Origin of the sequence: Planctomyces sp. SH-PL62, assembly GCF_001610895.1 — a bacterium.
Lineage (GTDB): Bacteria > Planctomycetota > Planctomycetia > Isosphaerales > Isosphaeraceae > Paludisphaera.
Genome location: NZ_CP011273.1, coordinates 4269459 through 4295690, shown reverse-complemented (window position 1 = coordinate 4295690; position 26232 = coordinate 4269459). Strand labels below are relative to the sequence as shown.

The 26232-nt window shown below is 64.1% G+C and carries 17 protein-coding genes; 10 read left to right on the top strand and 7 right to left on the bottom strand.

All coding sequences use genetic code 11. The features are described 5' to 3' along the window. Positions 1 to 4 precede the first annotated feature (4 nt). Positions 5 to 1513, bottom strand: a complete 1509-nt coding sequence (locus VT85_RS16640; RefSeq protein ID WP_068417674.1) for a methylmalonyl-CoA carboxytransferase subunit 5S — start codon at positions 1511 to 1513, stop codon at positions 5 to 7. Between the two features lie 353 nt (positions 1514 to 1866). On the opposite strand from VT85_RS16640, the gene VT85_RS16635 reads away from it, so the two are divergent. Beyond that, positions 1867 to 2265 carry an acyl-CoA thioesterase gene (locus VT85_RS16635; protein ID WP_068417671.1) on the top strand — a complete coding sequence of 133 codons (399 nt, stop codon included), beginning with the start codon at positions 1867 to 1869 and terminating at the stop codon, positions 2263 to 2265. Positions 2266 to 2289: 24 nt separating this feature from the next. Here the strand turns inward: VT85_RS16635 and glpX are convergent, their stop codons facing one another. Together glpX and VT85_RS16625 are read right to left on the bottom strand one after the other, a co-directional pair. Further along, positions 2290 to 3378: a class II fructose-bisphosphatase gene (gene glpX, locus VT85_RS16630; RefSeq protein WP_082858658.1), complete on the bottom strand. Its 1089-nt coding sequence runs from the start codon at positions 3376 to 3378 to the stop codon at positions 2290 to 2292. Positions 3379 to 3462: 84 nt separating this feature from the next. After that, positions 3463 to 4278: an SDR family NAD(P)-dependent oxidoreductase gene (locus tag VT85_RS16625; RefSeq protein WP_068422172.1), complete on the bottom strand. Its 816-nt coding sequence runs from the start codon at positions 4276 to 4278 to the stop codon at positions 3463 to 3465. Positions 4279 to 4826: 548 nt separating this feature from the next. On the opposite strand from VT85_RS16625, the gene scpA reads away from it, so the two are divergent. The 4 genes from scpA to VT85_RS16605 all read left to right on the top strand — a co-directional run bounded on the left by scpA (position 4827) and on the right by VT85_RS16605 (position 11726). After that, on the top strand, positions 4827 to 6983 hold the full coding sequence (gene scpA / locus VT85_RS16620) for a methylmalonyl-CoA mutase (RefSeq protein WP_068417668.1): 2157 nt from the start codon (positions 4827 to 4829) through the stop codon (positions 6981 to 6983). A gap of 101 nt (positions 6984 to 7084) precedes the next feature. Further along, positions 7085 to 8164 carry a methylmalonyl Co-A mutase-associated GTPase MeaB gene (gene meaB / locus VT85_RS16615; protein WP_082858657.1) on the top strand — a complete coding sequence of 360 codons (1080 nt, stop codon included), beginning with the start codon at positions 7085 to 7087 and terminating at the stop codon, positions 8162 to 8164. A 26-nt stretch (positions 8165 to 8190) separates the two neighbouring features. Beyond that, the gene (locus VT85_RS29290) at positions 8191 to 9723 is read left to right on the top strand and encodes an acyl-CoA carboxylase subunit beta (RefSeq protein ID WP_068417665.1); all 1533 of its coding nucleotides are present in this window, start codon (positions 8191 to 8193) and stop codon (positions 9721 to 9723) included. Between the two features lie 14 nt (positions 9724 to 9737). Then, positions 9738 to 11726 carry an acetyl/propionyl/methylcrotonyl-CoA carboxylase subunit alpha gene (locus tag VT85_RS16605; RefSeq protein WP_068417662.1) on the top strand — a complete coding sequence of 663 codons (1989 nt, stop codon included), beginning with the start codon at positions 9738 to 9740 and terminating at the stop codon, positions 11724 to 11726. A gap of 26 nt (positions 11727 to 11752) precedes the next feature. On the opposite strand, the gene VT85_RS16600 is transcribed toward VT85_RS16605, so the two are convergent. Together VT85_RS16600 and VT85_RS16595 are read right to left on the bottom strand one after the other, a co-directional pair. Further along, positions 11753 to 13117 carry a hypothetical protein gene (locus VT85_RS16600; protein WP_068417661.1) on the bottom strand — a complete coding sequence of 455 codons (1365 nt, stop codon included), beginning with the start codon at positions 13115 to 13117 and terminating at the stop codon, positions 11753 to 11755. 28 nt (positions 13118 to 13145) lie between these two features. Next, on the bottom strand, positions 13146 to 14318 hold the full coding sequence (locus tag VT85_RS16595; RefSeq protein WP_082858656.1) for an AI-2E family transporter: 1173 nt from the start codon (positions 14316 to 14318) through the stop codon (positions 13146 to 13148). 2199 nt (positions 14319 to 16517) lie between these two features. Here VT85_RS16595 and VT85_RS16590 point away from each other — a divergent pair. The 4 genes from VT85_RS16590 (at position 16518) to VT85_RS16575 (ending at position 20595) form a co-directional block, all read left to right on the top strand. Next, positions 16518 to 16841, top strand: coding sequence for a DUF6793 family protein (locus VT85_RS16590; RefSeq protein WP_068417656.1), 324 nt, complete (start codon positions 16518 to 16520; stop codon positions 16839 to 16841). 257 nt (positions 16842 to 17098) lie between these two features. Continuing rightward, on the top strand, positions 17099 to 18385 hold the full coding sequence (locus VT85_RS16585; protein WP_068417653.1) for a glucose-1-phosphate adenylyltransferase: 1287 nt from the start codon (positions 17099 to 17101) through the stop codon (positions 18383 to 18385). A 60-nt stretch (positions 18386 to 18445) separates the two neighbouring features. After that, a complete protein-coding gene (locus tag VT85_RS16580) occupies positions 18446 to 19459 on the top strand; it encodes an ABC transporter ATP-binding protein (RefSeq protein WP_068417650.1) in 1014 nt (337 codons plus the stop codon). Between the two features lie 53 nt (positions 19460 to 19512). Further along, positions 19513 to 20595: an ABC transporter permease gene (locus VT85_RS16575; protein ID WP_068417647.1), complete on the top strand. Its 1083-nt coding sequence runs from the start codon at positions 19513 to 19515 to the stop codon at positions 20593 to 20595. A gap of 674 nt (positions 20596 to 21269) precedes the next feature. On the opposite strand, the gene VT85_RS16570 is transcribed toward VT85_RS16575, so the two are convergent. Together VT85_RS16570 and pheA are read right to left on the bottom strand one after the other, a co-directional pair. Continuing rightward, positions 21270 to 22172: a D-amino acid aminotransferase gene (locus VT85_RS16570; RefSeq protein ID WP_068417644.1), complete on the bottom strand. Its 903-nt coding sequence runs from the start codon at positions 22170 to 22172 to the stop codon at positions 21270 to 21272. A gap of 98 nt (positions 22173 to 22270) precedes the next feature. Next, a complete protein-coding gene (pheA, locus tag VT85_RS16565) occupies positions 22271 to 23443 on the bottom strand; it encodes a prephenate dehydratase (protein WP_068417641.1) in 1173 nt (390 codons plus the stop codon). A 617-nt stretch (positions 23444 to 24060) separates the two neighbouring features. Between pheA and dnaK the strand changes: the two genes are divergently transcribed. Then, positions 24061 to 25995: a molecular chaperone DnaK gene (gene dnaK / locus VT85_RS16560; protein ID WP_068417637.1), complete on the top strand. Its 1935-nt coding sequence runs from the start codon at positions 24061 to 24063 to the stop codon at positions 25993 to 25995. Positions 25996 to 26232: the final 237 nt, after the last annotated feature.

The following is a 26232-nucleotide window of genomic DNA, read 5'->3' as shown; positions in this document are numbered from 1 at the left end:
CGGGTCAGGCCGGTTGGACGGTCACCTTGTGCTTCTTGTCGCCGATCTGCACGTCGTAGGTGACCGGGCCGGTGATCGACCCGGAGCCGTCGACGCCCTTGGCGCCGGCGCTCGCCGACTGGGACGCCGCGGAGGCAGGACTCTTGCAAGGGTCCTTGGGCCCTTCGGATCGATGGGCGAAGAACTTGGGGGCGACCTGGGGGAACATGGCGTAAGTGAGCGTGTCTTCGGGGGTCCCGTCGTTGCCGGGAAGGGCCTTGGCAGCCTTGTCCAGGGCCTCCCATTCCGGCTTGAGCTGGTCGGCGGGACGGTTTGTGATCGACTGCTTCTTGGCATGCTTCTCGGCGGCCGCGATCACCTCGGGGTTTCGCTCGGCGATGGTCTCGCCGTAGTAGCCCAGCATCAGGTCCGCGAACTCACCGGTGAGCGCCTTGTACTCGCCCATGAGGACGTTGAACACGGCCTGGGTGCCCACGATCTGGCTCGATGGGGTCACCAGCGGGGGGTAGCCGGCGTCCTTGCGGACTCTGGGGACCTCGGCGAGCACTTCTTTAAGGCGGTCCCCCGCGCCCTGCTGCCTGAGTTGGCTCTCCATGTTGGAGATCATGCCGCCGGGGATCTGGCTGTCGAAGATTTCGGTCTCGACCCCGTAGATCTTGGACTCGAATTCGGCGTACCGGGGGCGCACCTTAGCGAAATGCTCCTTGATCTTGAGCATCCGAGCCTTGTCGAGCCTGGTCTCGTAGCCGGTTCCTTCAAGCATCTCGACGAGCGCCTCGGTCGGGTTGTGGCCGGGGCCCAGGCTGAGTGAGGAGATGGCGGTGTCGACGATGTCCGCCCCGGCTTCGATAGCCTTCATCAGGCTGACCATGGTCACGCCCGTCGTGGAGTGGACGTGGACGTGGACGAGGGTGTCCTCGCCGCACTTCTCCTTGATGCCGCGGACGATGTCGAACGCGGGCTGGGGCCGGAGCAGGGCGGCCATATCCTTGATGCAGATCGACGCCGCGCCCATCTCCTTCAGTCGCTGGGCCAGGTCGACGAATCTTTCCACCGTGTGCAGGGGGGAGGTGGTGTAGCAGATCGTCCCCTCGGCCCACTTGCCGGTCCGCTTGACGGCGTCCATCGCCCGCTTCAGGTTCCGTGGGTCGTTTAGCGCGTCGAACACCCGGAAGACGTCCATGCCGTTCTCGGCCGACTTGTCGACGAATCGATCGACGACGCCGTCTTCATAATGCCGATACCCCAGCAGGTTCTGGCCCCGCAGCAGCATCTGGAGTCGGGAGTTGGGCATCAGCTTGCGGAACGTCCGCAGCCGCTCCCAGGGATCCTCGTTCAGGAATCGAATGCACGAGTCGTACGTGGCTCCGCCCCAGCACTCGACGCTCCAGAAGCCGGCCTTGTCGATCTCCTCACACGCCGGAATCATATCTTCCAGCGTCATACGAGTCGCCAGCAGGCTCTGGTGGGCGTCGCGGAGGACCAGCTCCGTGACCTCGACCATGCGTGACATCTTGACTAACTCCTCTGCAAAGTTCCGGCCGTCTCGCCGTGCGTGTACGGGCCCGGCTGAGCGCCGAAGTTCTAACAAGATCGGGGCGAGCGGGGGGTCCGGTATGATCCGGAGCCGCACGCGACGGCTTGTCGATCGATCGGGAAGGGGAGGCCGTCCGAGGGACTTGAGAGCCCGGACGCCAGGACTCCATCATAGACGACACCTGTCCGCAGTGCTACATCGGAGAGCTGATTTCGCTCTTGTTTTCCGATATTTCGATCTCGACCGAATCAATCATCGAGCCTGAAGGCCGCAGGCGAGCCCATGAGGCGTCGGCGGCGTGCAGGGGTCACTAAGGCAGGGTCAGGCTCATGAATGAAATCGGCCTGGACGTCATCGTCCGTTCGACCGAGATCGACGTCAATGCTCACGTAAACAATGCCAAATTCGTCGAGTATCTCGAATGGGGACGCGAGGAGTGGTACGACCGCAACGCCCTGCCATACGACCGGCTCGAGTCGATGGGGATGGCGACCGTGACGGTCAACGTCAACGTCAACTACCGAAGTGAGTGTCGGCAGGGCGAGGTGCTGACGATCGTCACACGTCCCGAGAGGATGGGGAGGACGAGCTTTGCGTTCCGTCAGGAAATCCGAAAGGCCGACGGCTCCGTCGCCGTCGACGCCGTGGTCACGCTCGTGACCATCGACACGACGACCCGAAAACCCAGACCCGTGCCGGCCGAACTAGCCGCGGCCCTGACGACGTGACGCGGAGGGCGAGTGGCCCGAGGATCAGGTATCCGAGGAGGTGTCGGACGCCCCGGAATCCTTCCGGAGAATCGGCGGCAGGCGATGGGCGGGGCGGTCGGTCTGGCCTCCATAAACGCGTTCGCCCCCGGAGCCGGGTTCCAGCGTCTCCCAGCGGTGTTCGGCCTTGATTGTCCGGATGGTCCCAGATCGGGAACGCATCACGATCGATTCGGTCGTGGCGCCGTCGGAGCTATAGCGAACGCCCCGTAGGAGGGAGCCGTCGGTTATGCCGGTCGCAGCGAAAAAGACGTCCTCGCCGCGGACCAATTCGTTCGTGGTGAGCACCTTACCCAGGTCGTAGCCGGCGGCGAGGACCGCCTGACGCTCGGCGTCGCTGCGAGGGCAGAGCCGGCCCTGGATGGCACCACCCAGGCACTTGAGAGCCGCGGCGGTGATGACCGCCTCCGGCGTGCCGCCGATACCGTAGAGCAGGTCGATCCCTGTGTCGGGGGTGGCCGCGGCGATCGCTGCGGCCACGTCGCCGTCGGTGATAAGGTAGACGCGGGCGCCGACGGCCCGGACGCGGGCCATGGCCTCGTGGTGACGCTCGCGATCGAGGATGACGACGGTCAGATCGCCGACCTCCATCCCTCGGGCAGCGGCGACCTTGCGGACGTTGTCCTCGATCGGGGCCGCGACGTCGATGACCGCCGCTCCCTCACGACCCACGGCGATCTTCTCCATGTAGAAGCAAGGGCCGGGGTCGAACATCGTCCCCCGCTCGGAGACGGCCACCACGGCGACGGCGTTCGCCTGCCCGCCGGCGACGAGCTTCGTGCCGTCGATCGGGTCGACCGCGATATCAACCTCGGGGCCGTCGCCGGTCCCCAGCCGCTCGCCGTTGAAGAGCATGGGGGCCTCGTCCTTCTCCCCCTCTCCGATAACGACGACCCCGTCGAACTGCATCGAATTGAAGAGCAGCCGCATCGCGTCGACGGCCGCGCCGTCGGCGGCGTTTTTGTCGCCGCGGCCGACCCAGCGGGCCGCGGCGAGCGCCGCGGCCTCGGTCGTGCGGACCAGGTCGAGGGCCAGGTTGTGATCGGGAGTGATCTGCAGTCGAGGCCGGGTCATCGATCGGCTCCTTGGCGGCGGGCGTCGCGACGGGGGGCGGCCGCCCCGCTGGGCAGGACGGTGCATGGCGGGGCGGGCCCGTGGTCAGGACTGGGGGTGCCAGCCGGCGTCGGCCCAGAGCTGGCCGCTGACGGCCGAGTTGCAAATCAGGAAGTAGATCGCATCGGCGATCTCGGACGGGGCGATGAGACGTCGGAGCTGGGTGTACGGCAGAATATTCTTCTGGATGTACTCCTCGCCCAGGGCCCGGGTCATCGGCGTGTCCGTATAGCCAGGGTGGATGACCGCGCAGCGGACGCCGAAGTTGATGGCTTCCTTGGCGAGCGTCGAGGCCACGCCTTCGAGGCCTGACTTGGCGGCGGTATAGGCGAGTTGCCCGGTATTCCCGTGGGACGACACCGCCCCCAGGAAAATGATGGTCCCCTGGATCCCTTCATCGGGATTCCAGCCCTTGAGGCCCCGACCATGGCGATCCTCGGCGATCCGGGCGATGGTCTCCAGGGCCCAGGCGGCGGGGGCGATCAGGTTGATCTCGGCGACCTCGCGGAACTTGTCCAGCGGATAGATCACAGCCCGGCCGGTCTGTTCGTCCATCTGGACGGCCGGCTGGTCCAGACTGACGCCGGCGGCGGGAATGCAGATGCTCGGCACGCCGTACTTGCTGCAGATGAGGTCGAAAGCTCGGGAGCGGAATGCAGAGTCGGTCACGTCGCCGATGATCGCCTCGGCCACCGGCCGCTCCATACGATCATTGATCGCGCGCGCCACGTTGATGACGCTCTCGCTGCTGTCGACAAGGCCGACGGCGCCGACGCCGCGGTCGGCCAGCTCCATGGCCACGGCCTGTCCGATGCCGCTGCCGGCACCGGTGATGACGGCCGATTTACCCTTGATGATCATGGCGGAACTCCGGAAGGTCACGCGGACTTTGTACAATTTCGCTCGACTCGTCCCGCCCCGGGCCGGCGGGGGGGGGGGAGGGGCGGGCTGCCTCGCCCGACGGGCGACGGCGCCCGCCTTCATCGTGGCAGATTCCCTTGCTCTGTCAAGGCCGACGCGGCGTCAACGTTCAAGAATCTGTTCACTCGACCTGGCGCCTTTCGGCTGCTCCGACGAGTCCGAAGGGGTCGCTCTTTTCGAACTTCGTGAAATGCCGGTAATCGATCTTAGGACCCTTTCCCCGATGGCCCAGGTCACAGGTTCCGGGTATCCTGGGGTGAAATCAGAGCGTCCGGGACGCTCGCGGACCGCGAGCTCCGGGCCCCGTCTCACATCGCGAGGTGGATCCACGCCACCCGCGGCCGATGGGCGAATCGCACACTTCCAGGGACCAAGCGTCGTCGCCGAACCGGTCGGGCGAGGGCTGAATACGCCCCCGCCGACCCGTCATGAGCCTATGCGGCGCGGTGATCCCCACGTCAACTTGAGGGATAAGAGGTCCGAATACGATGAGCGAGTCACTTCCGAACTCCTCGAATCTTGGCGGCTGGGCGAAGGCCGCCGCGAAATTCGCGCCTGAGAACAAGGTTGAGAATCTCGACTGGAAGACCCCGGAGGGCCTCGACGTCAAGCCCCTGTACACCCGAGGCGACGTAGAGGACCTTCCCTACACCGACACCCTCCCCGGGTTCGAGCCGTTCGTCCGCGGACCCCAGGCGACGATGTACGCCGTCCGCCCCTGGACGATCCGACAGTACGCCGGATTCTCCACCGCCGAGGAGTCGAACGCGTTCTACAAGCGGGCGCTCGCCGCAGGAGGCCAGGGGGTCTCCGTGGCCTTCGACCTGGCCACCCACCGGGGTTACGACTCCGACCACCCGCGTGTCCAGGGAGACGTCGGCAAGGCCGGGGTGGCGATCGACTCGGTGGAGGACATGAAGCTCCTCTTCGACGGCATCCCGCTCGACAAGGTCTCGGTATCCATGACGATGAACGGCGCCGTTCTGCCGATCCTGGCCGGCTACATCGTGGCGGCCGAGGAGCAGGGCGTCCCGCTCGACAAGCTCTCCGGGACCATCCAGAACGACATCCTCAAGGAGTTCATGGTCCGGAACACATACATCTATCCTCCCGAGCCCTCGATGCGCATCGTCGGCGACATCATCGAGTATACGGCTCACAAGATGCCGAAGTTCAACTCGATCTCGATCTCGGGCTATCATATGCAGGAGGCCGGCGCTACGCAGGCGCTCGAGCTCGCGCTGACGCTCGCCGACGGCAAAGAGTACGTCCAGACGGCCTTGGCGAAGGGCCTGGACGTCGACGAATTCGCCGGCCGACTGAGCTTCTTCTTCGCGGTGGGGATGAACTTCTACCTGGAGGTCGCCAAGCTCCGCGCCGCTCGGCTTCTCTGGTGGAAGATCATGAAGGGCTTCGGCCCCAAGAAGCCCAAATCGATGATGCTCCGCACGCACTGCCAGACTTCGGGCTGGTCGCTCACCGAGCAGGACCCGTACAACAATATTGTTCGGACCACGATCGAAGCCATGGCGGCCGTCTTTGGCGGCACCCAGTCGCTGCACACGAACTCGTTCGACGAGGCGATCGCGCTGCCCACCGACTTCTCGGCGCGGATCGCGCGTAACACGCAAATCATCATCCAGGAAGAGTCGCACATCTGTAACGTCGTCGATCCCTGGGCCGGCTCTTACATGATGGAGAAGCTCACTCAAGAGCTTGCCGACAAGGCCTGGACGATCATCGAGGAGGTCGAGAAGCTGGGCGGCATGACTCGGGCCGTGGAGTCCGGCTGGGCCAAGCTTAAAATCGAGGAATGCGCCGCCGAGAAGCAGGCTCGGATCGACTCGGGCCGCGACGTCATCGTGGGCGTCAACAAGTACCGGCTCGAGAAGGAGGATCCTGTCGAAATCCGGGAGATCGACAACTCGGCCGTCCGGGATTCGCAGATCGCGCGCTTGAAGTCCGTCCGCGACTCTCGCGATTCGGCGGCGGTCCAGAAGGCGCTGGATGCGCTGGCGGAGGTGGCCGAGAAGCGTCAAGGGAACCTCCTCGAAGCGGCCGTCGATGCGATCCGCCTACGAGCGACCGTCGGCGAGGTCTCGGACGCCCTGGAGAAAGTCTGGGGTCGCTTCCGGGCGAACAATCAGGTGATCTCGGGCGTCTACGGCTCGGCCTTCGGCAAGGATCTGGACTGGGACGACCTGAAGGCCGATGTCGACAAGTTCGCCGTCGAGGAGGGCCGTCGGCCGCGGGTCATGATCGCCAAGCTCGGGCAAGACGGGCACGACCGCGGCGCCAAGGTCGTCGCCACGGCTCTAGCCGATCTAGGCTTCGACATCGACATCGGCCCGCTCTTCCAGACGCCCGAGGAAGCCGCCCGGCAGGCCGTCGAGAACGACTGCCACGCGCTCGGCGTCTCGACGCTCGCCGCCGGACACAAGACGCTCGTCCCCGAGCTGGTCAAGGCCCTCAAGGGGCTTGGAGCCGATGACGTCTGCGTCTTCGTCGGCGGCGTCATCCCCGTGCAGGACTACGAGTTCCTGAATCAGGCTGGCGCGGTGGGGATTTTCGGGCCGGGGACGCCGATCCCGGCCTGCGCCCGTCAGATCCTCGCTGCGATCCGTCGGACCCACGCCTCCGCGTGATCCTTCACCTCCTCGATCCCGGCGGCCGTCGATGAGGGCCGGGGGGCGGCCCCCCGGCCCTCATGACCTGATCCACCGAAACCCTTTACGCCCGAGAATCCATGCCGAGCGATCCCGAGACCGCCCCCCACGCGGCCCCCGCTTCCCTCCCCACGACCGGGCCCACGGCCGAGGAGCGATCGACGAGCAAGGTAACCCTCAACGCCGTCGATCAAGCGCTGGTGGAGGGGGTCCTCCGGCGTCACCCGAGATCGCTGGCCAAGGCGATCACGCTGGTGGAGTCCACCCGCCCCGACCATCGACGTCGTGCGGCGGGTGTCCTGGATGCAATCCTGCCGCATACCGGCCGATCGATTCGACTGGGGATCAGCGGTTCGCCGGGTGCGGGGAAATCGACGTTCATCGAGGCCCTCGGCCTGGAACTGATCCGCCGGGGCCATCGACTGGCCGTCCTCGCCGTGGACCCGTCCAGCACGATCTCAGGTGGTTCGATTCTGGGTGATAAAACACGAATGGAACACCTCTCGGTCAACCCCGACGCCTACATCAGGCCATCGCCCTCCGGAGGTTCGCTCGGCGGCGTCGCGGCCAAGACTCGCGAGGCCATGTTGATCTGCGAGGCGGCCGGCTTCGACGTGGTCGTGATCGAGACCGTCGGGGTCGGCCAATCGGAAACGACGGTCGCCGGCATGGTCGACACGTTCGTCCTGGTCCAGCTCCCAAACGCCGGGGACGACCTCCAGGCCATCAAGAAGGGGATCGTCGAGATCGCCGACGTCATCATCGTCAACAAGGCCGACATCGACCCCGATGCCGCCGAGCTCGCGCGCAGGCAGCTCGCCGGAGCGCTTTCTCTGCTTCGGACGCCTTCTCCCAACTGGAAACCCGTCGTGGTTTCCGTCAGCGCCGCAAAGCACCAGGGCATCGACAAATTCTGGGTAGAGATTGAACGACGGCATGCGGCCCTCTCCGAGTCAGGCGAACTGGAAGAGAAACGGCGAGGACAGGCTGTCGATTGGATGTGGAGCCTGATCGATTCGGGCCTCCGTTCACGGTTCCGTGAAAATGCGAGGGTCCAGCGCGACCTCGACGCCGTGAGCCGAGCGGTCGCTGAGGGGGGTATGACGGCCTCCGCGGCCGCCTATCGCCTGCTCGATTACGTGGAAGCCGCCGGGGCGTAACGTCCGTTCGGAGACAGCGAGACCCCATGCACGAGATCGTCCGCCAGCTCGACGAGAAGCGCGCCGCGGCCCGGATGGGTGGGGGTGAGCGACGGATCGCGGCCCAGCACGCCAAGGGCAAGCTCACGGCCCGAGAGCGACTGGAACTGCTGCTCGATCCCGACTCGTTCGAAGAGTGGGATATGTTCAAGGGTCACCGCTGCACCGATTTCGGCATGGACGCGAGCGTTATCCCCGGCGACGGCGTAGTGACCGGCTACGGGACGATCAATGGTCGGCTCGTCTTCGTCTTCAGCCAGGATTTCACGGTCTTCGGCGGCTCGCTCTCCGAAACCCACGCCGAGAAGATCTGCAAGATCATGGACCAGGCGGTGAACGTGGGCGCCCCCGTCATCGGCCTCAACGATTCGGGCGGGGCGCGAATCCAGGAGGGGGTGGCCTCGCTGGGAGGCTATGCGGACGTTTTTCTGCGGAACGCCACCGCCTCGGGGGTCGTTCCCCAGATCTCGCTCGTGATGGGCCCCTGCGCGGGGGGAGCCGTGTACTCGCCCGCGATGACGGATTTCATCTTCATGGTGGAGGACTCGTCCTACATGTTCGTGACCGGGCCGGACGTCGTGAAGACGGTCACCCACGAGACGGTCACGGCCGAGGAGCTAGGGGGAGCGGTCACACACACGACCAAATCCGGCGTCGCGGACCTGGCGTTCGAGAACGACGTCGAAGCCCTCATGATGACCCGTCGGCTGTTCACGTTCATCCCCTCGAACAACCGCGAGAGCCCGCCCGTCGTCCCCACCGAAGACCCGTTGGATCGCGTCGAAGCGTCGCTCGACTCGCTCGTCCCCGAGGATCCGAACCGCCCGTACGACGTTCGTGAGTTGATCCACAAGGTCGTCGATGAATGGGATTTCTTCGAACTGATGCCCGATCATGCGAAGAACATCGTCATCGGCTTCGGGCGGATCGGCGGTCGCAGCGTCGGTTTCGTGGCGAACCAACCCCTGGTCCTGGCGGGTTGCCTGGACATCAAGAGTTCGATCAAGGCGGCGCGTTTCGTCCGTTTCTGCGACGCCTTCACGATCCCGGTGGTGACCTTCGTCGACGTCCCGGGTTTCATGCCGGGCACGGCGCAGGAGTACGGCGGAATCATCAAGCACGGGGCGAAGCTGCTCTACGCCTATGCCGAGTGTACGTCCCCCAAGGTCACCGTCATCACTCGCAAGGCGTACGGCGGCGCGTACGACGTCATGTCGTCGAAGCATCTGCGGGGCGACGTCAACTTCGCCTGGCCTTCGGCCGAGATCGCCGTCATGGGGCCGAAAGGCGCCGTCGAGATCATCTTTCGCGACGAGAAGGGGGACCCCGAACGGATCGACGCTCGCGAGCGCGAGTATCGAGAGAAATTCGCCAACCCGTTCATCGCCGGGCATCGCGGCTTCATCGACGACGTCATCATGCCTCGCGAGACCCGTCGGCGCGTCGCCCGCTCGCTGGAGATGCTCCGGAACAAGCGGGTCGAACGGCCCTGGCGCAAACACGGCAACATCCCCCTCTGAGCGTCGAGATCCGCATGTTCCAGAAGATCCTGATCGCCAACCGGGGTGAGATCGCTTGTCGGATTCTGCGTACGGCGCGCGCCATGGGGATCCTTACAGTCGCGGTCTACTCCGAGGCTGACAAGAACGCCCTGCACGTGGAACTGGCGGACGAGTCAGTCCTGATCGGACCACCGCCACCTCGGCAATCCTACCTCGATATCGACCGGATCGTCGCCGCCTGCCGATCGACGGGTGCCGAGGCGGTCCACCCGGGCTATGGCTTCCTCTCTGAAAATGAGGCGTTCGTCCGTCGACTGGAAGGCGAAGGGATCGTCTTCATCGGCCCGGGCTCCGACGCCATCGCCGCGATGGGCGACAAGATCGCCTCCAAGCGTATCGCCCGTCAGGCCGGCGTGAACGTCATCCCCGGCTCCGACGAAGAGGTCGCCACGGGGCGACGAGCCGTCGAGATCGCTCGGGAGATCGGCTACCCGGTCATGCTCAAGGCGTCGGCCGGCGGCGGCGGAAAAGGCCTCCGTATCGCTCGAGACGAGGCGTCGGTCGTCGCGGGGTTCGAAGCCTGCCGCGCCGAGGCTGCCGGAGCGTTCGGCGATGACCGGATTTTCATCGAAAAGTATATCGAACACCCCCGACACATCGAGATCCAGATCCTGGCCGACTCGTTCGGCGACACGATTCACCTCGGGGAGCGCGAATGTTCGCTCCAACGGCGACACCAGAAAGTCGTCGAGGAGGCTCCGTCGCCTTTTCTCGATGAGGCCACGCGGCGTGTAATGGGTGAACAGGCCGTCGCCCTGGCGAAAGCGGTCGGCTATCGATCGGCCGGTACGGTCGAGTTCGTCGTCGGCAAGGATCGCGGCTTCTATTTCCTGGAGATGAACACGAGGCTCCAGGTCGAACATCCCGTCACCGAGATGACCACCGGGCTCGATCTCGTCGAACAAATGATCCGGATCGCCGCCGGCGAGAGGCTTGGTCAGAGTCAGGATCAAGTTCGACGCGACGGTTGGGCGATCGAATGCCGCATCAACGCCGAGGACCCGTTCCGCAACTTCCTACCTTCGATCGGCCGCCTCGTCCGCTGCCAGCCGCCTGATGTCGAGGCCGGGGTCATCCGCGTCGACACGGGAGTCGTCGAAGGAGACGAGATCTCGATCCATTACGACTCGATGATCGCCAAGGTGGTCACCCACGGCTGGTCACGGCGGGAAGCCCTGGGTCGCATGCATCACGCCCTCGACGCGTTCGTGATCCGGGGAGTGGCATCGAATCTGGCCTTCCAGTCGGCGTTGACCCGGCGCCCTGAATTTCTCTCCGGCGATTTCGACACCGGGCTGATCGCCGACGCCTATCCGGAGGGATTCCATCCTTCAAGTCTGGCCCACGAGGATCCGCTTCTCCTCGCCGCCGTGGCGGCCTACGCCCGCCGTCGCTACATCAAACGGGCGACGAGCACCAGCGGTCAGCTTCCAGGTCACTCCCGGCGAGTCGACATCGACTGGGTCGTCATCATGACAGACGGCCCTTGCAAGCTGGCGGTCTCCCTGGAAGACCAGGGCTGCGAGATCCTCTACGAGGGCAAGGTCCACCATCTCCGGACGAACTGGAAGCTCGGAGATCTGCTTCTGAAGGGCACCTGGGATGGGAACCCGGTCTGCGTCCAGATCGAGCGGGTGGGGCTGAGTTATCGAATCACGCATCAAGGCACGCAGGTGGACGCCATGGTCATGACGGCGAGGGCCGCCGAACTCCTTTCCGTCATGCCCCAGAAGACTCCGCCAGACCTCTCCAGGCTGCTCCTCTCGCCGATGCCCGGGCTGCTGGTCGAGGTCGCCGCAACCCCCGGCCGAGCCGTGCGCGCGGGAGAGACCCTGGCGGTCGTCGAGGCGATGAAAATGCAGAACGTCCTGAAGGCCGACCACGACGCCGTCGTCGCCGAGGTCTTCGCCAGCCCCGGCGACAACCTCGCCGTCGATCAGCCGATCCTCCGTTTCGAGTGAGTCGGACCTCCAGTTTGGATTCCGACTCAGAGCCGATTCGGCGTTGGATCGGTGAGGCTGGAGCGGATGAATCCGGAATCGGCCGGGGCCTGGTAATCGACCTCCGCGAGGTCTGGCGTCTCGATCCGTCGAGAGCCCTGGATCCGGCTCTCCAGGGCCACATCGAGGATCCCTCCAGATAGCAGCGTCCTCCGCACGGGGCAGGGGGGGGCCGACGACTTGAAGAAGTCCTCGATCCTCAGGACAAGCGGATTGAAGAAGCTCGCTCCAGGTGGGGCCGGGAGATAGGTCAGGGTTGATGCGATCGTCTCGCGTCCCGAGCCGTCGACCGTGCGGACGGCGACCGTGGTATCGTCGACGTGACCGTTGAGGATCAAGACCGTCCCACGAAGACCGTCGACGTATTCGACGAGGAAGGCGACGGGACGGTCCGGGATCGTCGCGGCGTCGCGCACGCCGGGCCGCTTGAAGTCCCTCGTATTTTGCCGGACGTCGCCGGGGTTGACCGTATGACTCCTCCCGAGTGCGTGGCCAAGCAGTTCCCAGGACCAGACCCCCCGATCGCCGGCCTCCCAAACGGCGTCCCCTTCGAGGCAGGTCACGGCCGCAACCCCCTGCCGCTTCCCGCGTCGGTCGCGCCTCTCGACCATGCACTGGAGAACTTCGAGGGCGTGAAAGCCGAAGATCTCGAGATTCCCGCGCGATGCGACAAGGGCTTCGCGGAACGGACGCCCGAGCGGGATCTCCAGTTCGGGAAGCCGCCAGGTGACCGGTAGACTGGATCCAGCCATCAGAGGAACCTTCAGCATTTCAGCCTGCTCGACCATCTCGCTCGCTTCAGACCGGCTGTAGGACAAATGCTTGTCCACGAATATAGGAACTGCTCTGCCCGACGCCCGAAAGACCTCAAGGGCCTCGCGGAAATAACGTCCACGAGGATAGAGCTTCTGGAGCTTCTCATTGATCGGATAGTCGCCGTGTTCCGCGATCAGGAGGACGGCGTCGACGGCCAGTTCGCCCGTCCCGAGCGTCAACGCGTCGGCGATGGACGGACTGAAACGAACGTCGTGCCTGGCGGCCTTGGCCCGGCCCAGGTCGGTCTCCTCGGTCACCTGTTCAATGTAGAGGCTGGCGATCTCGAATAGGGGCCTGTGGAGGTTCTGCTCAGCCGTGCGCCCCGGACCGCCCTCATAGACGGGGAAGCCGTCGAGGAATCGGCCGACGATGTGGTAGGCGTGCGAGAGATAGAAATAGGTCGAGGAGAGGACGGCGATCCTTGGTCGCCGGGCGGGCTCCTCCGATCCCACGACGGGCCGCACGCCTGCAGCCCCCAGCCCGGCCGCGAGACCGACGCCTTCAAGAAAAACGCGACGCGACGAGCTTGATCTCACGGTGAATTCTCCTCGATCGGAGCGAGACTCAATTCAGGGAAGAGGATACGCCCTCGGTTTTCTCGTCGGCCCTCGGTGAAGGTGCGGACCTAGTCTGCGTAGCCGGCAACTCATCGGGTGAAGCAGCCGCCGAGCCGGACGGCGACTGCCAATCGACGCTCATCAACTCGGCCCAGCGGTTCAACTCTGGGACGGTCTGGCAGACGATCTTGAGGGTGGCTGTGATGGGCATGGCGAGGATCAAGCCCGAGAGCCCCCAGATGTATCCCCAGAAAAGACACGCGATCAGGACCGTCGTCCCGTTCAGATCCAGCGACTTGCCCATCACCAGGGGGGTCACGACATAGCCTTCGACCCCCAGCACCGCCAGATACATGGCCGCCACGATCAGTGAGTCCCCGAGGGATCCGGTCTGTCCAAGTGCGATCAACGCAGGCAACGCGCCGCCGGCGAGCTGACCGATATAGGGGATGTAATTCGTCACCGCCGCGAAGAGACCGAGCGGCAGGGCGAAATTTACGCCGAGGACCCAGAGACCGAACGCGACGACCAGCCCCACCCCCAGATTGATGAGCGTCCGGGCGATGAGATAGGCTCGGACCTTTCGCGTCACTTGCTCCAGGATGGACCGCGCGCTACGCGACGACTCGGGCGTCCTGGCGAAGAACCGGAGCACCTTCGACGTGAGCATCTCGCTCTCAATCAGAAGGAAAATGACCAGGACCAGGATGATGAACCCCTGGACGACCCAGGTGGTGAAGTCCGTCAGGCCGAGACTCAATTTCTCGATCAGAAGGGCCCGGTTCGTGTCCCCCAGCCTGTCGATCGTGCCCGGTTCGGGCAGAATGACTCGGAGGGACGGTTGGTCCCGGATCAGGTCGGTGATCCGACCGCTGACCTGTCCGGCAAGCCGCTCGATGTCGGTGGGCAGGGTGTTCGCCGCATGAATCAAACTCTCGGCCGTCAAGCTGGCGAGATACAATGCGCCCAGAACCAGCAGCAGGAAGAGCGCCAGCACTCCGAACGGCCCATAGGAAAGGCGCCGTCGAAAAAAGGAGGCGAGCGGCGAGAACATGCAGGCCAAAACCAGCGCGAAAGCGATCGGCGCCAGGATCGTCTTGAGCAGGTAGAGCGCGCCGATGACGCCGAGGACGGCCAGAATCACCTGGGATGAGGTCGCATACTTCGCCGCTCGATCCAAGAGGAGCCTCCCACGCCGGGACCCGGGGACGCCCGCATCCGTTTGCGAGCCATAGTCGAATCCATCATCAGGCCGCGAGCCTCATGCCGCAAGGCCCCTCGACGGGGAACTTTCTGGTTGCGTCGGGCCTCCGGCGCGGGCCGTCGGCGGGCCGATGTCGAGCCACCTGAGCAGCCTTGTTTCAGCATCTTTGATGCACTCCGGCGACCCGGTCGCCAGAACTCGCCCTCCTTTGCGCGACAGGCACCGATTTGAGCGAGAGGGGGGTTGCTCGACACCATTCTTGACCGCCAAGCACACGCAGGTGCCGGTATCGTATCGAGCCACCTCGTACTTGCAAAACCAGAGCAGTCGTCGGACGGGCGCCGAGTCTCGGCATCCCTCGTGCAGCGCTCGGCCATCGGCATTCAGCAGCGATCAAAGGAATCTTTGCCGCAGCATCCGCAGGCTTTCGGGTCGTCGTCGCGGGATATGTCTTGATGAACGTGTTCCACAGGCATGGCCTGATGTCGGACGCGACCCGAGAACGACTCAATGGTGCATGACATCCGATCGCTCGAAACGGTAGAATCGAGAGGGAGCGGTCCCGCTTTCTACGGGCCGCTCCCGGCGAGGTCACGTCTTATCCTTCGGGCAAGACTCCGGCCGCCCCCCGCTGACACCGTGGGGCGGTCGTGCCCGAATTACTTGCCAGCCTTCTCGTCCGCGCAGCAGGTGGCCTGGCAGCAGCAGTCGCAAGGCTCACCAGCCTTGACGTTCGCGTCGCAGGCGCAAACCGGGCAGAGGCAGGCTGGCTTGCAGCAGGCGCATTCGGCCTTCGAATCCGACGCATGGGCAGAGAAACCGGCGAAAGCAGCCACGCTCAGCGCGAGGAACGCGCCCATCAGTCCACGACGATTCATTTTCACATCTCCATTACTTAACGCTGTTGGTAGCGGTCCACCCTGTGCGGACCGCCCCCGCTCCCCGTTTCCAGGGAGGGGGAAGACGACCCGCAAGGCGCGGACCGTCATCCTCATCCCTGGTGCGGAACTCACAATCCCGGTGAAAGTACGGCTTCGACGGCTCGACCCGGCCGAGTCGGAGGCGCGAACACCAGGCGCTCAACGGAGCTGAGAGGCTGCGAGAGGGGGAGGCGTTAAAACAGGAGGCGTTCGTTGCGGAGATAGACCGGCGTCTTCGGCGGTCCGGCATTCGCGAGTGACGCAAAGGCGGACGTGGTGCGGGGGGCGTGAGCATCGCTCGGCAGAGCGAAAGCCGAACACCGAGTCAACTCGGGGCGGCTTTCCACGGCACTCCTGGCCGGTGTCGGCTCAGGGACGACCGGTTCCTGCGACCGGCAGGCGCAATCGCCGCCTAGGACCGCATCGCAGGATGTCGCTGCCAGCGGTAAGATCGCGGGCTGATGGGATACGCCCGACGACGATCGAGACTCCTCAGCCCCGGTCGAACGACAGCAGCAGACCGCTTCGAATACCCCCCCAGGCTGCTTCATCGCCGTGCAGGCCGAGACCTCGCCCACCGACGACGCGGCGAGGATCGCCACGAGGGCAACCAGAGGGCGATGAAGGAAGTGGAGGATGGTGCGCATACCGGGTCTCAGTTCGGGAACAATTCGAGACACCCAAGCTTAAGGATCCGGTGCTCGTGAAAGCAAGGCGAGTTCTTCATTTCAGATGCCATCCCGGGGGAGCGGGAGCATTCCTGATTCCATTCACATTCCAAAGAACTATCATCTTGACTTGTGGATTGCGTAAATGACGATAACGAAGCTGATCGAGCACCCTCCTCTCCAGGCGGAATCCATCGAAGCGCGGCGTTTCAGATGGAGATCACGGAGTTGAGGAAACGGCCCATCGATCCAGATCGTTAAAGACCTCGCAATCGCTCCGAATCGTCGAGCATCGGAACTTCGACCGATCAGAGATCCACCTCGGACGCTCACGGTTTCGTTCCAACGGACCCCGCCGGAGTGTTGGTCGGAGCCTGGCGGGAGGCCTGGCTCGATATACCTGAAACCGGGGACGTGACGGTCAGCCCGCTTCTACTCACCGGGTCTCGACGTGGAACGGTCAGCCCCTTTGACCGGGGTCGACGGGGGGAGTACGATCGACTGAAGATGACAAGAGATCGCGGCGGGAGCGACGCGAGCCCGCCATGGATCCTTCCTCAATTTCTCGTGCGAAGGGGATTCGAGTCATGCCTCTCTTCGAGGTCGAGACGACGTCGCATATCATGATCGCATTCGCCGAGAGCGAAGCCTCAGCCCGGACGTTCGCCCAGACGAACTACCCGACGGAGGAGATCCTTCGCGTCTCGCAACGCCCGCGCGACGCCTGGGTGATTTCCAAGAATCTCCTGGGCCTCCAGGCCGATGTGGACCCGTGCTCGACGGCCCGCGAGTGCCTGGCGAATGCGGCGGGCGACAAGCTTCACGCCGTGCGCCTCTACATGCACAAGACCGGGTCGGACCTGGAACAGGCCCGGAAGGTGGTTGAATCGAACATGTCGCGCGGATGGTGATCGCGCGGAGGTCCGGCCGGGCCATGGACTGAAGCCGCGGATGCGTCGAATGAGCCAAGGGAATCGATCCGACCGGCATCCTTTCGTCACGGACGTGGGGACGGGCAGATCGGGCCGTACGCCACCACCCTCCTTTGGCACGAGACTTGTGTCTGCCGAGGGTCCGGACGAAGAGTCGAAGCCGTCAACAAGCCACAATCCGCATCCGCGGCCGTCGCCCCGAGCGACGACCCGCCTCGCCCTTGAAGGAGGGTATCATGCCTCGGGTCATCTCGTTGATCTTGGGAGGGGGGAGGGGCACTCGCCTCTACCCGCTGACCAAGTCGCGGAGCAAGCCCGCGGTGCCGATCGCCGGGAAGTACCGTCTTATCGACATCCCCGTGTCGAACTGCATTCACTCCGGGCTGCACCGCATTTTCGTCGTCACCCAGTTCAACTCCGTGAGCCTCCACCGGCACATCTACAACACCTACAAGTTCGACCCGTTCGAGGGAGGCTTCGTCGAAATCCTGGCCGCCCAGCAGACGATGCAGAACGAGTCGTGGTATCAGGGTACCGCCGACGCTGTGCGTCGGAACATCCCTTACTTCACCGACAAGGACTATGACCTGGTCCTGATTCTCTCGGGCGATCAGCTCTACCGGATGAATTTCCAGGAGATGATCAAGACCCACATCGACAACAAGGCCGTCGTGACGATCGCCGCGTTGCCGGTGCCCGAGTCGGAAGCTCGCTCCTGCGGAATCATGCGGATCCAGGCCGACGGCCGGGTCATCGACTTCGAAGAGAAGCCGAAGACGCAGGAGAAGCTCAATCGGGTCCGCACCGACCCCAACTGGCTTGAGAAGCTGGGCCTCAAGGCCCATGGTCGTCCTTATCTCGCCAGCATGGGGATCTACGTCTTCAACACCAAGACGCTCGTGGACCTGCTCGCCACCAGCACCGCGACCGACTTCGGCCACGAACTGCTCCCCCAGACGATCAGCCAGCAGCGCGTGCAGGCGCACCTGTTCGACGGATACTGGGAAGACATCGGCACCGTCGGCGCCTTCCACCAGGCTAACGTCGACCTTACCCTGGACCATCCCCCGTTCGATTTCACGCTCGGCGAGCAGCCGATCTTCACGAGGCCCCGATACCTTCCGAGTTCGCGGATTCTCGGTTCCACGATCAGGAACAGCTTGATCTGCGACGGCTGCGTGATCGGTCGAGGCTCGGTGATCGAGAATTCCGTGATCGGCGTCCGATCGATCATCGGCGACAACGTGACCATTCGCGACTCTTACCTGATGGGGGCTGACTGGTATGAACAGCCCGCCGACGTCCGTCGGAATCAAGGCGAGGGGCTGGTCAACCTCGGCGTCGGCGCCGGTGCCGTCGTTGAGCGAGCGATCGTCGACAAGAATTCGCGAATCGGCCGCAACGTCAAGGTGCTCAACGAAACAGGAATCGTCGACTCGGAGGAATGCGACACGCACGTCATTCGTGACGGTGTCGTCGTGGTTCCGCGAAATACGATGCTACAGGACGGCTTCGGGATCTGACGCGCACCGGGTTTCGCCGATGCGAGTAGGAATCGTGCCGCGTCTCTGGAGGACGACTGCGTGACGACGGTGCCGGCAATTCGCGTCAAGGACTTGCGCAAGCAGTATCCAGGCCGCGACGGCCCCGTCGACGCCGTCGCCGGCATCGACCTGGAGATCGGTCAGGGCGAGTGCTTCGGCCTCCTCGGGCCTAACGGAGCCGGCAAGACCACGACCGTCGAGATTCTCGAGGGTCTGAATCGGCCGACCTCCGGCGACGTGGAGATTCTCGGCCGGCGCTGGGATCATGATCCCTCTGACATACGTGAACGGATCGGAGTCACGCTACAGGAGACGCGATTCCCCGAGAAGGAGACCGTCCGGGAACTTTTGACCGTCTTTCGCAGCTTCTATCGCCAGGGACTGACGGTCGACGAGGCCATCGCGAGAGTGTCGCTCGAAACCAAGGCCAACTCACTGGTGGAACAGCTCTCGGGCGGGCAGCAGCAGCGCCTTGCGGTCGCGGTCGGGCTGATCGGAGACCCCGAAATCCTCTTCCTGGACGAACCGACGACGGGCCTGGATCCGCAGTCTCGTCGACAACTCTGGGACGTGATCCTCGACCTTCGAGGTCGTGGCCGCACCGTCCTGCTTACCACCCATTACATGGATGAGGCCGAACGTCTCTGCGATCGAGTGGCCGTGATCGACCAGGGGCGGATCATCGCGATCGGCTCGCCTGCCGAGTTGATCGCCAGGCTCGGCGGCGAGCACGTCGTGGAGTTCGCCGTCGATGAGGGAGATTCGCTCGATCTCGACCCTTTCTCCGCTCTCGACTCCGTGCGCGCGGCGCGCGCCGAGGCGGACGGCTATTCTCTGACGGTCGGCGAGCCGCACCGAGCCATCCCGGCCCTTCTCGGGGCACTGGCGACGAACGGCCGACGACTCGCCCGCCTCACGACCCGCCATGTCAGTCTTGAAGACGTCTTCGTCGCCCTGACCGGGCGCCACCTCCGCGACGACGAGGTGGCGGAACCGGGCGCAGAATCTCGAAGCGGACGACGCGGCAGGCGTCGCTCTCGCACCTCCCGGTGAACCCGCCGATCAATCGGACCCGGAGCTTCGTCGAGTCGCATTAAGGATCGTGCATGCTTCGCAACTCGCCCTTCTTCCAGCTCTATCTCGCCCGCCTTCGCGAGTTCATCCGACAGCCTGCGCGGATCTTCTGGGTCTACGGCTTCCCGATGCTTCTGGCAATCGTGTTGGGCTTTGCTTTTCAGAGCCGACCGCCTGCTCCCGTGGAGGTGGACGTCGTCGCGGGGCGGGGGCTCGCAAAAGTCGAGGCCGCCGTCGCCGCGCACAATTCGGCCGGGAATTGGACCGATTTCGTCTCAGCACCCAGGGTGGTCCTCAAGGTCTATCCCGAGCCCGAGGCTCTAGCCCGACTGAGGACGGGGCGGACGCCGATCGTGGTCTCGCCGGGGGAAGAGGGAAGTGTCTCCTATCGCTTCGATCCGACTCGACCGGAGGCCGCCGCCGCGCGACAAACCGTCGACGATGTGATTCAGAAAGCCGCCGGTCGGGTCGATCCGATCGCGACGAGGGACGAGTTGGTGACGGAGCCCGGCTCCCGCTACATCGACTTTCTCATCCCCGGCCTGATCGGGCTGAATGCGATGGGAGGCGGGCTGTGGGGTGTCGGCTTTTTCCTGGTCAACCTTCGAATTGCGAAGCTGCTGAAGTGCTACGTCGCCACCCCCATGCCACGTCGCGACTTCCTCGGAGCCATCCTCGCATCGCGACTCACCTTCCTACTGCCGGACCTCGGAGTTCTCCTCTTACTGGGCGTCGTCGTGTTCCAGATGCCTATCCGGGGTAGCCTTGCGCTGATTGTTCTGCTGGACGTCGTCGGAGCGCTGGCGTTCGCCGGACTCGGACTCTTGATCGCCAGCCGGGCCGCCACGACGGAGACCGTCAGTGGGCTCATGAACCTCGTCATGATGCCGATGTGGCTCCTTTCCGGGGTCTTCTTCTCCTCGGATCGGTTCCCCGCCGTCGTCCAGCCGCTCATCCAGACTCTACCGCTCACCCAATTGGTCGGCGGCCTTCGTCTGGTCATCCTGGAGGGGGCCGGCCTGGGGCGATTCGAGGTCGCACGCGCCCTGGCGATCCTCGCCGCCTGGGCCGTCGGGACTTTCTGGCTGGCGTTGCGAATGTTCAAGTGGTCGTGAATCGACGGAATATTCGTGAGGGCGGCGGAATGCGGGTCGCTTGAAGACGGTGCCCAGGTCTCGAAGCCAGCCTCGCCGCCAGGTCGTCCCCCGCATCGGGAGGATGCACGGTTCTTCCAGGATATGTCCCAGGAACGTTGCCTTGGCCAGGATCTCGACATCGATGAACGACGAGCCCGACTGCATCGGGATTTCTCGAAGCTTCTCCGCCCTGTGCAGGCTCAAGGGCGAATAAACATCGGTCAGGGGGACGCCCAGGACGACGCGGCGGACGACGCGAGCCAGACGACGACCGATGGCGGCTGACATCGCCGCCGGCCGGTTGCCGAGGACATGGTCGGCCAGGTCGAGGGCCTTCAACAATGGCTCCCATTGCTCACGGCTCGGCGGCTCGGCCGCCTTGCAGATCGCGATGGTGGGCTGCGATGCGTCGTCCAGGAAGCTCGTGATCAACTCGCAGAGGCGGGGATCAGAACCATCGACGAGTTTTACGACGATCTCTAGGGACCGCTCCTGAGACCGCAACCATTCGACGCTGGCGTTCCATACCGCAGGATCGAGATCCGCCTCGGCATCGCTTCGAAGCACGAGCAGACTCACACCGGAGTCGAGTATCGGCTCGCGGTGGAAATGCAACTCGAAGGGATCGTTTGCGTCGAACGGCTCGGCGGTCGTCATGAGAGCTTCGCCGAGGCTTTCTTCGTCTCGAAGGAAGCCGCCTCGTCGAGCCAGGACTCGAGCTCTTCTTTGTAAGCCGCCTGGAGCTTCGCCGTGATCGGACCCGGCTTTCCGGATCCGATGGGCTTGCCGTCGATCGTGGCGATGGGCATGATCTCGGTCGAGGTCCCTACGAGAATCGCCTCGTCGGCCGCCTGGAGTTCAGCGAGCGTCACGCGAGATTCGACGAAAGGGATGCCGATCTTGGCGGCCAGACGCTCCGTCAGGTGACGGGTCATGCCGATGAGGATCTCATGACCTTCCGGCGTCGCCTCGATGCGTCCTTCCCGGCACCAAAGGAGCGAGGTGTGGGTGGCCTCGGTGACATGGCCTTCATGGTCGACCAACACGGCTTCATACGCCCCTTCGCGATGCGCCGAATTGTTGGCGAGGACGTTCCCAAGCAGATTTGTCGTCTTGATATCGCAGCGCTTCCAGCGGAGATCGGGACGGCTGACGACCGGGACCCCCGTCTTTCGGAGAGCGGCGGAGGGACCGTCGTCGAAGGGCATGACGATGATGACCTCGGTCGGCGGGACGGGCGGGTTCGGGAATGCGTGGGTCCGGCGTGCGACGCCGCGAGTGACCTGGACGTAGACCAGGCCCTCCTTGACGAAGCTCGCCCGGATCGTGCGATAGATGCGCGCCACGAGTTGGTCGAGGTCGTAGGGGGGGAAATCCAGTTCCTTCAGGCTCCGCTTGAGTCTCAGCAGGTGGTCGGCTTCCAGCCAACAACGGCCCCGGTAGATTCGGCAGACCTCGTACACCGAATCTCCGAACAGAAAGCCGCGATCATAGATCGGGACGGTCGCCTGTTCGGGCGCCATCAATTCCCCATTGACGCAAGCCAGGTCACCCATCCGACCGATCCTTTCGCAAGTCGTGTCCAGCCGCACTTTCACGCGTCAGAATACCGCCGAAACGTCGTCGGCGGCAATCCTGACGAGAGCTGCGAAGCTCAGCTTTCGACGATCTCGCTGCGAGGATACGAGCCGAGGACATCGAGTCGCTCGCAACGACGACGGATGGTGTCGATCGCCTTCTGCACCAGGACGTCCTCGGAGTGTCCCTCGATGTCGAGAAAGAAAAGATAGGACGGGTTCTTGTCGCCGGCGGCGGCGGCGATGGGGAACGATTCGATCCAGGTCATATTGACGCCCAGCTTCTCCAGCGGGGCGATGGTTTTGACGAGCGAGCCGGGATCGTTCGGAATCCGGGCCATCAAGGTCGTCTTATCTCGGCCGGTACGAGCCTCGGCGGTCTCCGCGATCACTGCGAATCGCGTCACGTTGTTCGCCTGGTCTTCAATATTCTCGGCGAGCACGTTGAGCCGATAAGCCTGGCCGGCGGGCTTGCTCGCCACAGCCCCCGCGAATTCCTCACGCTGGGCGAGTTCCGCAGCGGCGGCCGTGGAAACGACCTCGATCTTGGCGGCCTGCGGCAGGTTCTTCCCAAGCCAGTTCCGGCACTGCGAGAGCGCCTGGGATTTCGAATACACTCGCCTCATCTGGCTCCACTCGCACCGACCGAGCAGGCAGTGGTGGATTCGCAAACGCACCTCGGCCCGGATCTTAAGATTGGGCAGCTTGGTGAACATATCCAGGGTGTCGGCGATCCGGCCGTCCGTCGAGTTCTCGAGCGGCACGATGCCGAACTGGACATGCCGTCGGTTGACCTCCTCGAAAACGGCGGCGATCGAGCCCACGGGAACATGTTCGACGGCCTCGCCGAACTTGGCGACGGAGGCGAGATGGCTGTAGCTGTATTTCGGCCCCAGGCAGGCGACCCGCAGCGTCCGCTGCAAGGCGCGCGTCCCACTCATCAGCTCGCGGAAAATCAAACGGAGAGTGTCCTGGGGAAGGGGCCCCTGGCTGGCCCCCAGAACCTTGGCCAGAACTTCTTCCTCCCGAGCGGCCGAGAAAACCTCAAGGCCATTCGAGCTCTTGACCTTACCGATCTGGACGGCGATCTCCGCTCGGCGATTCAGGATCGTGACCAAATCCTTGTCGAGGCGGTCGATCTCGCTTCGCAGCGAGGACAGAGACGGGGCTTTCTTCACGTCCGCGGGCTCGGCCGCCGTGCCGGTCGACGAGGCGGTGGAACGGACGGGCGATGAGGACTTGCGGGCCATCGGTAGACTCTGAGGGAGACGATCGATCCGGGGACTTAGGACTCATGTGTCCGTCGCCAGGCATCCTTCTGCGTCGCGTCGAGGTTGCTACTGGATCTTGGGCAAAGCATGGCGTTAGACGCAAGGTTCTTCGTCACAAGGTATTAAAAGAAAAGCGAAGACGTGTCAAGCTATTTCCCAGGGCCTCGGCTGTGGATTCTCGCCCGCATTCCGAAGGGCTAAGATCAAGCGTGTCCAGAAGCCCGCTGTAACGATCTAGGAGACGCACGTCCCAAGTGCTCCGCCAAAACGGCAGCCAAAATCCAATTCCTTCCAGGCCATGCCAATTCGGCAGCCAGTCATCCAGATTCGGATTCCAACCTGCATCCTGAATCTCATTTTAAATCAATGCCCCACAACAACTTACTAAAAACCCATCGAGTTGAATCCGGTCTGGCACAATGGTTGCGGATACTTTAAGGCATGATTTGAGAGTCGGTGTACCCCCGGACGAACGGCCAAAGGCCGGCGAATCCGATTCGGAACGCCAGCGTCGTTCCCGGTCTGATCGCTTCGCGGGTCGATGTGACTCGCGGGTTTCCTCGTCACCGCTCAGCGTGAGATAAAGGAGATGGGACGTGGCGGAAGGTGAGAAGATCATCGGCATCGACCTGGGGACGACCAACAGCGTGGTTGCGGTCATGGAAGGGGGCGACGTCACCGTCATTCCCAACCAGGAAGGAAGCCGGCTGACTCCCTCGGTCGTGGCCTTCTCGTCGAAGGGGGAGATCCTCGTCGGCGACCCGGCCAAGCGGCAAGCCATCACCAACCCGGGCGGGACGATCTACTCGATCAAGCGGTTCATGGGCCGCCGCCACGAGGAGGTCGGATCCGAGGAGACGATGATCCCCTACAAGATCGTCGGGGCTTCGTCCGATTACGTGAAGGTCCACGTCAACAACAAGGACTACACGCCTCCCGAGATCTCGGCCCTGATCCTCCGCAAGCTGAAGGAGGCCGCCGAGAGCTACCTTGGCCACAAGGTGCGTAAGGCGGTCATCACGGTCCCGGCGTACTTCAACGACAGCCAGCGTCAAGCGACCAAGGACGCCGGCCAGATCGCCGGCCTGGAAGTCGCGCGGATCATCAACGAGCCGACGGCCGGGGCCCTCGCGTACGGGCTCGACAAGAAGAAGAACGAGAAGATCGCGGTCTTCGACCTCGGCGGCGGCACCTTCGACATCTCGATCCTCGACGTGGCCGACGGCGTCTTCGAGGTCCTCTCCACCAACGGCGACACCCACCTGGGCGGGGACGACTGGGACCAGGCGCTCATCAACCACATCGCCGACGAGTTCAAGAAGGAGCAATCCATCGACCTCCGTAAGGATGCGATGGCGCTCCAGCGCCTCAAGGAAGCCGCCGAGAAGGCCAAGAAAGACCTCTCGTTCCAGGCGCAGGCCGACATCAACCTGCCGTTCATCACGGCCGACGCATCGGGCCCCAAGCACCTGACGATGACAATCACCCGCGCCCAATTCGAGAAGCTGACCGACAGCCTCTTCGAACGCTGCCGCGGACCCGTCCTCAAGGCGCTCGACGACGCCAAGCTCAAGCCGGGGCAGATCGACGAGGTCGTGATGGTGGGCGGCTCGACCCGCATGCCGCGCGTCCAGCAGATCGTCAAGGACATCTTCGGCAAGGACCCGCACAAGGGGGTCAACCCGGACGAGGTCGTCGCCGTCGGCGCGGCCATCCAGGGCGCGGTGCTTACCGGCGAAGTCAAGGAAGTGCTCCTCCTCGACGTCACCCCGCTGTCGCTCGGCCTGGAGACCAAGGGGGGCGTCATGACCGTCCTGGTCCCGCGAAACACGACGATCCCGACCGAGAAGAAGGAGACCTTCACGACCGCCGAGGACAACCAGTCGGCCGTGACCATCAAGGTGTTCCAGGGCGAACGGCCGATGGCCCAGGACAATCGGGCGCTCGGCGAGTTCAACCTGGAAGGGATTCCGCCCGCCAGGATGGGCGTACCTCAGATCGAGGTGACCTTCAACATCGACGCTAACGGCTTGCTCAACGTCACCGCCCGCGACAAGGCGACCGGCAAGGAGCATACGATCCGGATCGAATCCTCCGGCGGCCTGAGCAAGGACGAGATCGAGCGGATGAACCGCGACGCCGAGTCGCACGCGGCCGAGGACAAGAAGCGCCGCGAGTTGGTCGAGGCCAAGAACGCTGCCGAGCAACGGGTCTACCAGATCGAGAAGTTGCTCGAAGAGAACAAGGATAAGCTCGGCGAGGCCGACCAGTCGGCCCTCCGCGCGGCCATCGACAAGGTCAACGAGGCCACTAAGGGCGAGGACGCCGCCGCCGTCAACCGAGCGGTGGACGAACTCTCCCGTGCCGCTCAGGCCATGTCCGAACATCTCTACGCTGCCGCGGGAGCAGGAGCGGGAGGTCCGGGAGCGGGTGCCGGGGCCTCGCCCGACGGTGCGACCGCCGAGGCCGCCGGCGGGTCCGGTTCCAAGCCGGACGACGTGATCGACGTCGAATTCGAAGAGAAGAAGTAACTCGCACGGCCCCGATATCCGAGCGACCCGATCGCGGGACGAGGCCCCGAAGACTTCGTGGACCTCGTCCCGTTTTCACGCGCGGAACGCGACGAACCGCCCTTCAAACTCCCACGAACCAGGTGTCGAATTCGCACGTAAATTCTTGCAGAAGAGATAAGTGTCGCAACGCGACCGCCCGCGACGGCCCCGGGCCCCTGGAGGGCTCCGGGCCGAGGCGAATTCCGAAAGGCGGAC